This is a genomic window from Streptomyces capillispiralis (genome assembly GCF_007829875.1).
In the GTDB taxonomy this organism is placed as follows: domain Bacteria; phylum Actinomycetota; class Actinomycetes; order Streptomycetales; family Streptomycetaceae; genus Streptomyces; species Streptomyces capillispiralis.
Map to the genome: position 1 here is coordinate 7,098,206 of NZ_VIWV01000001.1, position 14,289 is coordinate 7,112,494.

Sequence of the window (14,289 nt, forward strand, 5' to 3'; positions counted from 1 at the left end):
CAAAAACGGGGCACTCCGGCGGGCGTATTTCGTGTAAAGGCCGAGTTCCGGGCCGGTTACCGGGGGTTGGCCACCGTTCCCCCGCACCGGCGGTGGGCCCGGCCCGCCCGGGAGAATAGGTTGTGCGGACCACGAACACCGACGGATGCCGGGACCCCGGCCCGGCGCGACGACCCGTGATGGGGGCGGACATGTCAATGCCGAAGGGATCGAACACACCGGTGCCGGCCACGGCACTGCGGGTGGAGGTGGGCCGGCGCTCCGGCCCCGGCGTGCCCGACGCGGACGCCTCGGCGCTGCTGCTGACCGGCGGCAGGGTCCGCTCCGACGACGACTTCGTCTTCTACAACCAGCCCGCCCACGCCTCCGGAGCCGTCCGCCACGAGGGCAAACGGGACGCCGGAGGCAGGGTCACCGACACCCTCCTCGTCGACCTCACGCGCGTGGAGCCCGGCATCGAGACAGTGATCGTCGCGGCCTCCTGCGACGGCGGCACGTTCGGACAGATCCCGGACCTGTGCGTCGAGGTCAAGGACGCCGGCAGCGGCACCGTCGCGGCCCGGTTCGACAGCACCGGCGCCACCAGCGAGACGGCGTTCGTGCTCGGCGAGTTCTACCGCCGCCAGGGCGCCTGGAAGTTCCGTGCCGTCGGCCAGGGCTACAGCAGCGGCCTCGAGGGCCTCGCCACCGACTACGGCATCACCGTGGACGAACCGCAGCACGCCGCCCCCGCGGCCCCGCCCGCACCCGCCCCCGCGGCCCCGCCCGTCGCGCCCCCGGTCACGGCACCCCCGCCCCCGGCGGCCCCGCCGGCCGCCCCGCCCCCGCCGTCCGCACCCCCCGCCCCGGTCCGGCTGACGAAGGTCACGCTCACCAAGGCGGCCCCCAGCGTCTCGCTGACCAAGCAGGGCGGCACCTCGGGCGCCCTGCACGTGAACCTCAACTGGCAGGTGCGCAAGCAGTTCTCGGGCTGGGCCGGAAAGCTGGGCCGGCCGGTCGCCATGCACTCCGACCTCGACCTGGACCTGTGCGCCCTGTACGAACTCACCGATGGCAGGAAGGGTGTCGTCCAGGCCCTCGGCAACGCCTTCGGCGCACTGCACCAGCCCCCGTTCATCCACCTGGACGGCGACGACCGCACCGGCGCGACGGCGGCCGGCGAGAACCTCACCGTCAACCTCGACCACAAGGAGCACCTCCGGCGCATCCTCGTCTTCGTCACCATCTACGAGGGCGCCCGTTCCTTCGCCGACCTGCACGCCACCGTCACCCTCCAGCCGCAGTTCGGCGCGCCGGTCGACTTCTCGCTCGACGAGTGCACCGTCCCCTCCACGGTGTGCGCGCTCGCCCTGATCACCAACACCGGCGGCGGTGAACTCGTCGTCCAGCGCGAGGCCCGCTACCTGGTCCCCGAGCGGGGAGTGAGCCCGCAGCGCACCGTCGACTACGCCTACGGCTGGGGCATGAACTGGACCCCCGGCCGCAAGTGAGGGCGCTCAGCCCTCGTCCGGCACGGCGTCCGGGCGCGCGTAGGTGCGGCCCTTCCAGGCCGCACCGCGCCCCCGGAGGTGCCGCACCGCCGAGTCCACCGTCATCAGGAGATACAGGAACGCCGTGAACGGCAGCAGGGGAGCGAGCCACGGCGGCAGCCGGTAGTAGCGCAGCATCGGGACGTACGTGCCTGTCATCACCAGCCACGCCGTCGCACCGAGGACCGCCGGCGCCGCGCTTCCGGTCGCCGCGCCCGCGACCGCCGCGACGGGCGGCACCAGGTACACCAGCGCCAGCCCGGCGACCGTACCGGCGAGCAGCAGCGGGCTGTGCCGCAGCTGCGCGTACGCGCTGCGCGACACCATGCGCCACAGATCGCGCAGCCGCGGATACGGACGCACGCTGTCCACCCCGTCCGCCAGACCCAGCCACACGCGACCGCCGCCGCGTTTGACGGAGCGGGCGAGGGCCACGTCGTCGATGACGGCGTGCCGGATGGCATCCGGGATCCGCGCCCGCTCGGCGGTCTCGGCGCGCAGCAGCACACAGCCGCCTGCCGCCGCGGCCGTCCGGCTCCCCGGCCTGCCGATCCGGCGGAACGGGTACAGCTGCGCGAAGAAGTAGACGAAGGCCGGCACCACCAGCTTCTCCCAAGAGCTCTCCACCCGCAGCCGGGCCATCTGCGACACGACGTCGAAGTCCCCGCCCCGGGCCGCCGCCACCAGCCGGCGCAGACTGTCCGGGGCGTGCGCGATGTCGGCGTCCGTCAGCAGCAGGTACTCGGGGTCACGCGCCCGCGCCAGCCCGATGCCGTGCCGCACCGCCCACAGCTTGCCCGTCCAGCCGGCGGGCGGTTCGCCCGGGGAGTCCACGGTGAGCGGCAGCCCGCCGTGCCGCCGCGCGAGCTCACGGGCGAGCTGACCCGTGCCGTCCGTACTGCCGTCGTCGACCAGGAAGACCTCCGCCCGGCCCGGATAGTCCTGGGCGAGCACCGACGGCAGGCTCGACGGCAGCACGGCCGCCTCGTCGCGCGCGGGCACGACGACACCGACCGACGGCCACGCCCGCGGCTCCCGCGACGGCGGCAGCCGCACGTCCGTACGCCAGAACCAGCCCTGGCACAGCAGCAGCCACGCCCAGGCGGCGAGTGATCCGGCGGCACTCCACATGACGGCGCTCACGTGCCGCAGTCTGCCCCACGCGACCGGCCCGGAGCGGCTCATCGTCTATCGTGGCCGGGTGAAGATCGCGCTCATGGACTCCGGAATCGGACTGCTGGCGGCCACCGCCGCGGTACGGCGTCTCCGCCCCGACGCCGATCTCGTCCTCTCCCTCGACCCCGACGGCATGCCCTGGGGACCCAGGACCCCGGAGGACCTCACCGAGCGCGCCCTGGCCGTCGCCGAGGCGGCGGCCGCACACCGGCCCGACGCCCTGATCGTCGGCTGCAACACCGCCACGGTGCACGCCCTCACCGCCCTGCGGGCCCGCCTGGAACCAGGGCTGCCGGTCATCGGCACCGTCCCCGCGATCAAACCGGCCGCGGCCGGCGGCGGCCCGCTGGCGATCTGGGCCACCCCCGCCACCACCGGCAGCCCCTACCAGCGGAACCTGATCGAGGAGTTCGCCGGCGGCGTCACCGTGACCGAGGTGCCGTGCTGGGGCCTCGCCGAGGCGGTCGAGCGGGCCGACGAGACGGCGATCGACGCCGCGGTCGCCGCGGCCGCCGAACTCACCCCGGACGACGTGACGACCGTCGTCCTGGGCTGCACCCATTACGAACTGGTCGCCGAGCGAATCCGCGCCGCCGTGCAACGCCCCGGCGAACCGCCGCTCGCCCTGCACGGCTCCGCCGGCGCGGTGGCCGCCCAGGCCCTGCGCCGCCTCGGCGAACGGCCCGCCCCCGGGGCGCCGGCGAGCGGCACCCTGACGGTGCTGCTGAGCGGAAGGGAGGGCCCGCTCCCGGTGCCCGCCCTCACCTACGCCGAGGGCCGGCTGCTCCAGAAGGCCGCTCCCGCCCGGACGGCGCAGTAACGCCACGCTCCGCGGTACCCGCCGGGCCGAACCTGAGTAACCTCGACCGTATGAGGGACCACCGCCCCGGCGAGCATGCCCCATACCCCGAGATCTGGACCGGCCGCGCGACCAACCGCTTCCAGTGGCTGCTGGCGCTCATCGGTGCGGCCTGCATGGCGCTCGGCATCGCGCTGGCCGTGGACTCCGCGTGGACGACCGGCGTCGCGCCGCTGGTGATGGCCGTCGTCGGATGCATCGCCGCCGGACTGCTGGTCCTGTTCGGCACCCTCGCCTTCGTCCACGTCGCGCTGCGGGTCGACGAGGACCACCTGGAGGTGCGCTGCGGGCACATCGGGGTGCCGCGCCGCCGCATCCCGCTGTCGCACGTCGTCGGCGCCGACTTCGCCCCGCACGTCACACCGCGTCACTGGGGCGGCTGGGGGTACCGCTGGCGGCCCGAGAAGGGCACGGCGGTCGTCGTGCGCCGGGGCGAGGGCGTCGTCCTGCGCCTGTGGGACGGCCACACCTTCACGGTCACCGTGGACGACGCGGAAGCGGCGGTGAGGGTCATCCGCGAACGCCTGAGCCCCCGCAGGCCGGGCGCGCACCACTGACCCGCGCGGGATCCGCGCGGGCTGGCCCCTTCCCGGGCGCGGCTCCGCGCACGAGCCGGTGTCCGCGCGGGTGGGCGTGTGCCGGGCCGGTCTCCGCGCGGTGTGCGTGTGCCGGGCCGGTGTCCGCGCGGGTGGGCGTGTGCCGAGCCGGTCACCGCGTGGCGTGCGTGTGCCGGTGTCCGTGTACGAGACCCGTCATGGTGTGGGCCGGTCTCCGCGCGGTGTGCGTGCGTCGGTGTCTCCGTGCGTGCCCGTCATGGTGTGGGCCGGTCCCCGCGCGGACGTGCGGCGACCGCGCGGTGTGCGGTGTCGTCCGTGAAGGGGCGCGACGTGGCCAGTCCCGCCAGCAGTCCGCCGCCCGCGGAGACCGCCGTGAAGCTCAGAGCGTTGCCCACCGCGGCGAGGGCGGCGAGGACCGTCAGCGCCGCGCCCGCGGTGAGCACCACCGGCGTGGAGCGGGGGCTGCGCCACAGGGCGTACAACAGCCAGCCGAAGACCAGGGCCAGCAGCGCCGGCCCGGCGACGCCCTGCTCGGCCGCCAGCTGCAGCGGCGCGGAGTGGGGCTTGCCGTCGGACAGCGGGGACTGGCCGGACGTCGCGCTCAGCTCGCCGAAACGGCCCGGGCCCACGCCCAGACCCGCGTGGTCCCGGGCCATGCCCAGCGCGTCCCGCCACAGCCCCACCCGGTGCGGGGTGAGCCGGCCCTCCAACGACGCGGCGAGCCCCTCCGGCACGGCGTTCCCGGCCACCGCCCAGGTCAGTCCCGTCACACCGGCGGCGGCCACGGCCAGCGCGCCGACGGCGGGACCGCGGTGCCGTATCCGGCCCACGGCCAGGGACCACAGCAGGACCGCCGCGCCGGCGACGCAGCCCGTCAGCGAGCCCAGCACCGCCGCGGTGACGGCCACCCCCGCGGCCAGCAGACGCAGTGCCCACCGCACCGCCGGGGCGGAGGCCGCCCAGGCCGCACAGCAGGCGGCGCCGGCCGACAGGGTCAGCACGGCGGCCGTCGCACCGGCGTGCCCCAGCGGAGGGGTGATCTGCGGACCTGGTGCCAGATGCGGGACCGTCACCGTCAGACCGACGCCGGCCAGGGCACCCGCGCAGGGCGCGGCCACCGGCAGCAGCGCCCCGCCGATCCGGCCCGCCGCGTAACCCGCGGCCACGGCCAGGACCGCCAGCAGCATGCCCTCGGGCCGGCCGCCCCCGGCCGCCGCCGTGATCAGCGGCCAGACCGCACAGGCCCCCAGCACCACGACCCCCGCCGTGTCCGGCCCTGTCCGTCTCTCGCCGTCCGCGTCCGGACCGGCGGACGTCATCCCCGTCGAACCCACCCCGCCCCCCGCACCGCGTCGCCCCCGGTCTGTGACGGGCCCCGTCCGCCGACGCCGCGAGGGCCGCACGACCGGGGCACCGGCACACCGTAACGGCTGGTGGCCCCTTTGGGGACGGGTGCCGACATGTCGCGCGGAAACGATGCGGCACCTACCGCCTCCCGACGGGCCGCACGGTGCGTGCGGTCTCGTCCACCCCGCCCCCACCGTGCTGTCGGCGGCCAGGTCAGCCGCCGTAGACTCCCGGAGTGACCGTCACCGCAACCTCCGTCGGCGAGTCGGACCCGATGCCGCCGCAGACCGCGCCCCCGGCGCGGGGCCGCCGGCTCGTGCGCCTCCTCCCGGCCGCCGCAGCCGCGCTCTCGGGCCTGCTCCTCTACGTCAGCTTCCCGCCGCGCACCCTGTGGTGGCTGGCCCTGCCCGCCTTCGCCGTCTTCGGCTGGGTGCTGCGCGGCCGGAACTGGAAGGCGGCCCTCGGTCTCGGCTACCTCTTCGGTCTCGGGTTCCTGCTGCCCCTGCTGGTGTGGACCGGCGTGGAGGTCGGCCCGGGTCCGTGGATCGCGCTGGTGGTGATCGAGGCGGTCTTCGTCGCGCTGGTCGGCGCCGGTGTCGCCGCGGTGTCCAAGCTGCCCGGATGGCCGGTGTGGGCGGCGGCGCTGTGGATCGCCGGTGAGGCGGCCCGCGCGCGGGTGCCGTTCAGCGGCTTCCCCTGGGGCAAGATCGCCTTCGGTCAGGCGGACGGTGTCTTCCTGCCGCTCGCCGCTCTCGGCGGCACCCCGGTGCTCGGCTTCGCCGTCGTGCTGTGCGGCTTCGGTCTCCTGGAGACCGCGCGGCTCGCCCTGGAGGCCCGCCGTACCGGGACCGTGCGGCGGGCCGCGGCGGCCGTCGGCGTGCTGAGCGTCGCCGTTCCGCTCGTGGCGGCCCTCGCGGCCCGGACCCTGGTCGACGACAGAGCCGAGACAGGCGCCGTGACCGTCGCGGTCATCCAGGGGAACGTGCCGCGCCTGGGCCTCGACTTCAACGCGCAGCGGCGCGCCGTCCTCGACCACCACGCGCGCGAGACGCGGCGCCTGGCCGCCGAGGTCGCGGCCGGCCGGGCGGAGCGGCCGGACATCGTGCTGTGGCCGGAGAACTCCTCCGACATCGACCCCTTCACCAACGACGACGCCCGCGACGTCATCGACGAGGCGGCCAAGGCCATCGGCGCGCCCGTCTCGGTCGGCGGCGTGGTCGCCAGGGACGGCAAGCTGCTCAACGAGCAGATCCTCTGGGACCCGGTGAAGGGCCCCGTCGACACCTACGACAAGCGGCAGATCCAGCCGTTCGGCGAGTACCTGCCGCTGCGCTCGCTCGTGGGGGCGATCAACGCCGACTGGACGTCCATGGTCCGCCAGGACTTCAGCCGGGGCGGCGAGCCCGGCGTGTTCCGCATGGGCGGTACCGGGGTGGGCCTGGTCACCTGCTACGAGGCCGCCTTCGACTGGGCGGTGCGCGACACCGTCACCGCGGGCGCCCAGCTGATCTCGGTGCCCAGCAACAACGCCACCTTCGGCCGCAGCGAGATGACCTACCAGCAGCTCGCCATGTCGCGGGTGCGCGCCGTGGAGCACAGCCGCGCCGTCACCGTCCCGGTGACCAGCGGCGTCAGCGCGATCATCATGCCCGACGGGCGGATCACGCAGCGGACCGGCATGTTCGTCGCCGACTCGCTGGTCCAGGAGGTCCCGCTGCGCTCCTCGCAGACCCCCGCCACCCGTCTCGGCGTCCTCCCGGAGATCGCCCTGGTGCTCGTCGCCGTGGGCGGCCTGGGCTGGGCCGTCGGCAGCGGGGTGCGCGGGCGGCGCACCGGTGACGTGTAGGCGTACGCCCTGGAAAGTGCGGGCCGGGCTCCCGGCGTGCCGGTTAAGGTCGGGACATGGCTACTCCCGACTTCATCCGCACCCTGCGCGCCTCCGCCGGTCATCAGCTGCTGTGGCTCCCCGGGGTCACCGCGCTCGTCTTCGACGACGAGGGGCGGGTGCTCCTGCACCGCCGCTCGGACACCCGCAAGTGGTCGGTCATCGGCGGCATCCCCGACCCGGGGGAGCAGCCGGCGGCCTGCGCCGTGCGGGAGGTCGAGGAGGAGACCGCGGTGCGCTGTGTCGTCGAGCGGGTCGTACTGGTGCAGGCCCTGGACCCGGTGACGTACGCCAACGGCGACATGTGCCAGTACATGGACATCACCTTCCGCTGCCGTGCCGTCGGGGGTGAGGCACGGGTCAACGACGACGAGTCGCTGGAGGTCGGCTGGTTCGACGTGGACGCGCTGCCGGAGCTGAACGAGTTCGCGCAGCTGCGGATCAAGCAGGCCGTGTCGGACGCACCCACATGGTTCGACCCCACTGGAAGCAGCTGAACTGTAGGGCTCGACCACATGGGGCGACCCATGGGTGCTGCCTAGGGTCGGACCCATGACCGCGCCCCGTGCCCTTCCCACCCCCCACGCCTCCTCGCTCGACCTCGGCGGCCGCACCGCCCTCGTCACCGGTGCCGCCGGCGGCATCGGCCGCGCCTGCGCGCTGCGGCTCGCGGCCGCCGGGGCCAAGGTGAGAGCCGTCGACCGGGACGCGACCGGACTGGAGGCGCTCGCCGGAGCGGCCCGGGGCCTCACGGGGACCGTCGAGCCGCACCTCCTCGACCTCACCGACCTTGACGCCGCGGAACTCGCCGCCGCCGGCACCGACGTGCTGGTCAACAACGCCGGACTCCAACTGGTCCGCCCCATCGAGGAGTTCCCGCCCGAGGTCTTCCACACGGTGCTCACCGTGATGCTGGAGGCCCCGTTCCGGCTCATCCGGGGCGCCCTGCCCCACATGTACGGCCAGGGGTGGGGCCGCATCGTCAATGTCTCCTCGGTCCACGGTCTGCGCGCCTCGGCCTACAAGTCCGCCTATGTGGCCGCCAAACACGGCCTGGAGGGACTGTCCAAGACCGCCGCCCTCGAAGGCGCGCCCCACGGTGTCACCTCCAACTGTGTGAACCCCGGCTATGTGCGCACCCCACTGGTCGAGAAGCAGATCGCCGACCAGGCCCGCGCGCACGCCCTCCCCGAGGACCGCGTCCTGTCCGAGGTGCTCCTGAAGGACAGCGCCGTCAAGCGGCTCATCGAACCGGAGGAGGTCGCCGAGGCGGTGGCCTACCTGTGCGGCCCGGGGGCCTCCTTCGTCACCGGCACCTCGCTGGTCATGGACGGCGGCTGGACCGCGCACTGAGGCATCGGCCGTCAGCGGCCGGACGTCGGCCGCGGAGTTCTCCACAGGCCTGACGGGACGGCCGCGGGATGAGGAATCCTGTGAGCATGTCCCGCGATCACGTGCAGTCCGCCGAGCGAACCGGCCCCGCCGCCGCAGCGCCGGGCCGGGCCCACCCAGGCACCCGCCCGGGCTCCGGCAGCGCCGAGGCGCCGTTCCTCGAGCTGCTGGCCCGCGGCGCGTCCGCCGAGGCCTACGAACGGCCGGTGCTCCTCGCCCGCGCCGAAGGACTGCCCACCGAGCACATCGCCGAGCTGGAGCGGGCAAAGCTGCTCGCCCTGCGCGTCCGCTCGGAGCTGGAGGGGCGCCGCCGCCGCGAGGCGGAACTGTCCGCGCTCTTCGAGACCGCCCACGACCTCGCCGGACTGCGCGACCTGGACGCCGTGCTCCGGGCCATCGTGCAGCGCGCCCGCTCGCTCCTCGGCACCGACGTCGCCTACCTCAGCCTGAACGACCCGGCCAGGGGCGACACGTACATGAGGGTCACCGAGGGCTCGGTCGCCGCCCGCTTCCAGCAGCTGCGCCTCGGCATGGGCGAAGGGCTCGGCGGCCTGGTCGCCCAGACCGCCCGCCCCTACGTCACCGAGGACTACTTCCGCGACGACCGGTTCCGGCACACCCACTCCATCGACACCGGTGTGCGCGACGAAGGGCTCGTCGCCATCCTCGGGGTGCCCCTGATGCTCGGGCACCACGTCATCGGCGTCCTGTTCGCCGCGGACCGGCGGGCCCGGGTCTTCGAGCGGGAGCAGATCGCCCTGCTCGGTTCCTTCGCGGCCCTCGCCGCGGCCGCCCTCGACACCGCCAACCTGCTCGCCGAGACCCGCTCCGCCCTCGCCGGCCTCGAGCGCGCCAACGAGATCATCCGGGACCGCAGCGCGGTCATCGAACGCGCCTCGGACGTCCACGACCGCCTCGCCGAGCTGGTCCTGCGCGGCGGCGGGGTGCACGACGTGGCCGCCGCCGTCTCCCAGGTCCTGGACGGCACCGTCGAGTTCACCGAGGCCACCGCGGCCCCCGCCCCGGCCCTGCAGTCCTCGCGGGCGGAGGGCCACGCGGTACGGCACCGGGACGACTGGATCGCCGCCGTGACCGCCGGCGACGAACTGCTCGGCGCGCTCGTCCTGCGCGGCCACCCCGGACTCGACCCCGTCGACCAGCGCACACTGGAGCGCGCGGCCATGGTCACCTCGCTGCTGCTGCTCGCCCGCCGCTCCGCCGCCGAGGCCGAACAGCGGGTCCGCGGCGAGCTGCTCGACGACCTGCTCGACGCCCGCGACCGGGACCCGCGCCTGCTGCGCGAGCGCGCCGCCCGGCTGCACGCCGACCTCGACGCCACCCACGTCGTGCTCGCCGCCCGCCTGGAGGGCGGCACCGCCGACGCCGACCAGGAGGCCGACGCCCGCAGACGGCTGTGGGCGGCGGCCTCGCACCTGGCGGCCACCCGTCAGGGCCTGGCCGCCGCACGCGACGGCGGCACGGTCCTGCTGCTGCCCCTGACCACCGGGGACACCGCCACCGACCTGGCCCGCCGCACCGCCCGCCACCTGGGAACGGCCGTCCACGAACCGGTCACCGTCGGCGCGTCGGCCCCCGTCGAACACCTCACCGCCGGCCCCGACACCGTGGCGTCCGCCTATGCGGAGGCCCGGCGCTGCCTCGACGCGCTGCGGCTGCTCGGCCGCTCCGGTGACGGCTCCGCGGCGGAGGACTTCGGCTTCCTGGGGCTGCTGCTGGCCGGCGAGCGGGACATCGCGGGCTTCGTGGACCGCACCATCGGCCAGGTCGTGGCGTACGACGCGCGACGCGGCACCGAGCTGGTGCGCACCCTCGACGCCTACTTCGCCTGCGGCATGAGCCCCGCCCGCACCAAGGACGACCTGCACGTCCATGTCAACACGGTCGCCCAGCGGCTGGACCGCGTCGGCCGTCTCCTCGGCGACGACTGGCAGAGCCCGGCCCGGGCCCTGGAGATCCAGCTCGCCCTGCGCCTGCACCGGTTGTCGGCGGGCGCCCGGCCACCCGCACAGCCCTGACCCCCGTCCGCGCGGGGCGGACGGGGGCCGGGGCCGTGCCGGGTCAGACCGTCCGCGCGTCCTGAGCGGCCGGAGCCTTCTCCGGCCCGCCCGTGTCACCCGACGGGGCCACCTCCGCCAGATCGCGGTGGCGGGTCTCCTTGGCCGCCGCCACGGCGACGACCGTCAGCAGGCTCGCCGCGATGACGTACAGCGCGATCGGCGTCGAACTGCCGTAGTCCGAGAGCAGCGCGGTGGCGATCAGCGGCGCCGGGGCGCCTGCCGCGACGGAGGCGAACTGGGCACCGATCGAGGCGCCGGAGTAGCGCATCCGGGTCGCGAACATCTCGGAGAAGAACGCGGCCTGCGGCGCGTACATCGCCCCGTGCAGCACCAGGCCCACGGTCACCGCGAGGAGCAGGCTGCCGAAGCCGCCGGTGTCGATGAGCGCGAAGAACGGGAACATCCACAGTCCCACACCCGCCGCGCCGATCAGGTACACCGGGCGCCGGCCCCACCGGTCGGACAGCGCACCCCAGGCCGGGATGGTGGCGAAGTGGATCGCCGAGGCGACGAGCACCGCGTTGAGCGCGGTCTGCTTCGACACTCCGGCCGAGGTCGTGGCGTACACGAGGATGAACGCGGTGATCACGTAGTAGCTGATGTTCTCCGCCATCCGCGCCCCCATCGCCACCAGCACGTCACGCCAGTGGTGCCGCAGGACGGCGACGACCGGCATCCGCTCGGCGCCGGCGTCCGCCGTGCGGGCCTCGGCCTGTTGCAGCGCCTGCTTGAACACGGGCGATTCGTCGACCGACAGACGGATCCACAGCCCGACGATCACCAGCACACCGGAGAGCAGGAACGGGATCCGCCAGCCCCAGGACCCGAACGCCGAATCCGACAGCAGGGCGGTCAGCAGCGACAGCACACCGGTCGCCAGCAACTGCCCCGCCGGTGCGCCGGTCTGCGGCCACGAGGCCCAGAACCCGCGCCGCCGCGCGTCCCCGTGCTCGGACACCAGCAGCACGGCACCACCCCACTCGCCGCCCAGCGCGAAGCCCTGCACCAGCCGCAGCACGGTGAGCAGCACGGGCGCGAGGCTGCCGATGGTGGCGTGCGTCGGCAGCAGCCCGATCGCGAACGTGGCCCCGCCCATCATCAGCAGACTCAGCACCAGCAGCTTCTTGCGGCCGAGCCGGTCCCCGTAGTGCCCGAAGACCAGCGCGCCCAGCGGCCGCGCGGCGAACCCGACGGCGTACGTGAGGAACGACAGCAGGGTGCCGACGAGGGGGTCGGACTCCGGGAAGAACAGTTCGTTGAAGACGAGCGCGGCGGCGGAGCCGTAGAGGAAGAAGTCGTACCACTCGATGGTGGTGCCGATGAGGGACGCGGCGACGATCCGCTTGAGGCTGTTCGGGGCGGGTGGAGCGGCTGCGGGCGACGACATCGGCACCACTTCCTGGGGTGTGACGGGGACGTTTGCGTGTCGCCACACCGTAGGAATCCGCAGGTCAGGCGCACATGTGGCGGGGCAACATAGTTCGAGGGTCGGCTATGCGTGAGGCCACCATGCCAGCTTGTGGAAAGGCGTCTCAGAGGAACGGCGATGGTCGAAACGAGTGCTGTCCGGGACGCGTGGTTCAGGGTGATTGACGGTGTGGTGCTGACTACGCTCGGTTGAACTCGCGCATCTGGGATTGATCGACTCGCAGTCGTTGCGTGGCAGGTGACCGGACTGAGAGACCGAGTCCGGCCTTGCCGCTCAGTCGCCGTCGGCACGGACAAGGCGCTGCGTCTGGGCGCGGTGCGGGTTGGTCCCGGGAGGTTCTTGGTCTGCTGGTGGTACACGGCTCAGATGCAGTTTGACCAGCGAAAACAGCCTCGATCGCCACAAGCTACGGAGGGCTGGTCCGGGTATGGCCCGGATCTTGGTTCGAAGGTTCGTGGTGATGAGCGCTGCTCGCATGTTGCGCTTGTACGACGATGACGGCCTCGGCATTGCTTCGAGAGGCGACGACGGGCCGCAGAAGACTGTCCTGACCGGGCTGCACCAAGGCTGGATCCGGCGCTGGCGGAGGCCAGCGGCGGTTTCTTCGGCCCGGCCCTACAACCGTGGCGCTGTCCTCGCAGGACCGCGACGACACCGCGTTGAGAATTCGTCCCGTGGGGGCTCGGTTGGCCGAGGCGTCGCGGCGGCGGGTTGATCAGTGCCTACCAGTGCCTCCCGACCCTGTGACGCCCCCGGGTCATGGTCGCAGAACCACGGCTTGAAGGGGCGGCGCCGGCGCACTATGGCTGTGAGTGCGCTTCCGCTGCTTTTCGCCATTCGTCGGCAGAGCTCCGCTTGGCGTGACCGGGGCTGTTTCCGCAGGTGAGAGACGGACAGTCACGCGCTGCGTGAGGGCTGGCGGAAAGGGCCATGGTGAACCGCTTGGGAGCTGAGAAGGGCATTCGCCCAGCTGAGCTGCCTCAGGCTCGGCCCCGTGAATTGGCCTGACGGTGTGGGCCCTCCTGGCCTGATGGCGACTCGACCGGGGCGTAGCGCCGTGATGACCCATCAGCTGCTGTCAGTGCCCACTGCTACATCCTTTTGTTGGGATGAGCCGCGCTCCGCGGCCCACCGACGGGAGAGGGAAACATGTCGAAGGTGCCGGTCCACCGGGTACGCGGTCACATCCGTCGCAATCCGAAGCCCAGGAGCGCCAAGCGCATGAGCGGTTGGATGATTGCCGGCTTACTGGCCGGCGTGTGGCTGTGGGGGCAGGTGTTCGGGTTCAGTGAGTCCACCGCCACGACACCGCCGACGGATCCGAAGCCGGCGGCCAGCGCGACGGCCGACCGCTGATGGGACGGATACGTCTGCGGCGCCCTCGCGGTGCCGCGGAACTGGTCGCAGCGGCTGTAGTCGCCCTGGCTGTGCTCGTCCTGGTGGCGCGGACGGCGGCCATCGCGGTCGGCACACTGAAGGCGGCCTGGCCTGCCCTGCTGGCTTTCGCTCTGCTCACGGGAGCCGTCGCGGCGTGGCGGATCAGGCAGGCGGCCACGATGCGGCGTCGGGAGAAGGAGCGGCTGGCCACTCTGCGGATCATGCTCGCGGAGTTCGACACCATGGACGACCGTCGCTTCGAGTACGCCCTGCGGGATCTGCTGGTCCGCGACGGCTGGCCGGCCCGCAGAGTGGGTGGCGGCGGCGACCAGGCCGCCGACGTCATCGGTGACCATCCGCAGCGCGGCCGGATCGTGGTGCAGGCCAAGCACACCCGCGTCGGCGGGAAGGTGGGCTCAGCTGTGATGTACGCGGTGAAGGGGACGGCCGGGCCGGTCCACAAAGCCGATCACGCTGTCGTCGTCACCAACGGAGCCTTCACACGCGATGCCATGGCGTGGGGCGACCGGCACGGCGTCCACTGGATCGACCGGGAAAAGCTACGGCGCTGGGCCGAGGACGGTGCCGCTCTGCACGAGCTCCTCGGATGGTCCGCGCGCTCCCGCCCGAGCCGATTCAGGCGTGTGGCATGACTGGCAC

The 14,289-nt window shown here is 73.6% G+C and carries 12 protein-coding genes; 9 read left to right on the forward strand and 3 right to left on the reverse strand.

Annotated elements, in window-relative coordinates:
- Positions 1–197: 197 nt before the first annotated feature.
- Positions 198–1,490 carry a TerD family protein gene (locus tag FHX78_RS31285; RefSeq protein WP_145870747.1) on the forward strand — a complete coding sequence of 431 codons (1,293 nt, stop codon included), beginning with the start codon at positions 198–200 and terminating at the stop codon, positions 1,488–1,490.
- 6 nt (positions 1,491–1,496) lie between these two features.
- Here the strand turns inward: FHX78_RS31285 and FHX78_RS31290 are convergent, their stop codons facing one another.
- On the reverse strand, positions 1,497–2,660 hold the full coding sequence (locus tag FHX78_RS31290; RefSeq protein ID WP_145872232.1) for a glycosyltransferase: 1,164 nt from the start codon (positions 2,658–2,660) through the stop codon (positions 1,497–1,499).
- A gap of 70 nt (positions 2,661–2,730) precedes the next feature.
- On the opposite strand from FHX78_RS31290, the gene FHX78_RS31295 reads away from it, so the two are divergent.
- On the forward strand, positions 2,731–3,525 hold the full coding sequence (locus FHX78_RS31295) for a glutamate racemase (RefSeq protein WP_167531896.1): 795 nt from the start codon (positions 2,731–2,733) through the stop codon (positions 3,523–3,525).
- A gap of 50 nt (positions 3,526–3,575) precedes the next feature.
- On the forward strand, positions 3,576–4,121 hold the full coding sequence (locus FHX78_RS31300) for a hypothetical protein (RefSeq protein WP_145870749.1): 546 nt from the start codon (positions 3,576–3,578) through the stop codon (positions 4,119–4,121).
- A 254-nt stretch (positions 4,122–4,375) separates the two neighbouring features.
- Here the strand turns inward: FHX78_RS31300 and FHX78_RS31305 are convergent, their stop codons facing one another.
- Complete coding sequence (locus FHX78_RS31305; protein WP_145870750.1) at positions 4,376–5,440, reverse strand: O-antigen ligase family protein; 1,065 nt, start codon at positions 5,438–5,440, stop codon at positions 4,376–4,378.
- A gap of 263 nt (positions 5,441–5,703) precedes the next feature.
- Between FHX78_RS31305 and lnt the strand changes: the two genes are divergently transcribed.
- The 4 genes from lnt (at position 5,704) to FHX78_RS31325 (ending at position 10,781) form a co-directional block, all read left to right on the forward strand.
- Positions 5,704–7,314: an apolipoprotein N-acyltransferase gene (gene lnt / locus FHX78_RS31310; protein ID WP_145870751.1), complete on the forward strand. Its 1,611-nt coding sequence runs from the start codon at positions 5,704–5,706 to the stop codon at positions 7,312–7,314.
- Positions 7,315–7,370: 56 nt separating this feature from the next.
- Positions 7,371–7,850, forward strand: a complete 480-nt coding sequence (locus FHX78_RS31315; RefSeq protein ID WP_145870752.1) for an NUDIX hydrolase — start codon at positions 7,371–7,373, stop codon at positions 7,848–7,850.
- Between the two features lie 55 nt (positions 7,851–7,905).
- Complete coding sequence (locus FHX78_RS31320) at positions 7,906–8,706, forward strand: 3-hydroxybutyrate dehydrogenase (protein WP_145870753.1); 801 nt, start codon at positions 7,906–7,908, stop codon at positions 8,704–8,706.
- A gap of 86 nt (positions 8,707–8,792) precedes the next feature.
- Positions 8,793–10,781 carry a helix-turn-helix domain-containing protein gene (locus FHX78_RS31325; RefSeq protein WP_167531897.1) on the forward strand — a complete coding sequence of 663 codons (1,989 nt, stop codon included), beginning with the start codon at positions 8,793–8,795 and terminating at the stop codon, positions 10,779–10,781.
- Between the two features lie 43 nt (positions 10,782–10,824).
- Here FHX78_RS31325 and FHX78_RS31330 read toward each other — a convergent pair whose 3' ends face one another.
- Complete coding sequence (locus FHX78_RS31330; RefSeq protein WP_189908639.1) at positions 10,825–12,210, reverse strand: MFS transporter; 1,386 nt, start codon at positions 12,208–12,210, stop codon at positions 10,825–10,827.
- A gap of 1,191 nt (positions 12,211–13,401) precedes the next feature.
- Between FHX78_RS31330 and FHX78_RS31335 the strand changes: the two genes are divergently transcribed.
- Together FHX78_RS31335 and FHX78_RS31340 are read left to right on the forward strand one after the other, a co-directional pair.
- Positions 13,402–13,608 carry a hypothetical protein gene (locus tag FHX78_RS31335; RefSeq protein WP_145870755.1) on the forward strand — a complete coding sequence of 69 codons (207 nt, stop codon included), beginning with the start codon at positions 13,402–13,404 and terminating at the stop codon, positions 13,606–13,608.
- A complete protein-coding gene (locus tag FHX78_RS31340; RefSeq protein ID WP_145870756.1) occupies positions 13,608–14,282 on the forward strand; it encodes a restriction endonuclease in 675 nt (224 codons plus the stop codon). Before FHX78_RS31335 ends, FHX78_RS31340 begins: the two co-directional genes overlap by 1 nt.
- The last annotated feature ends 7 nt before the right edge of the window (positions 14,283–14,289 follow it).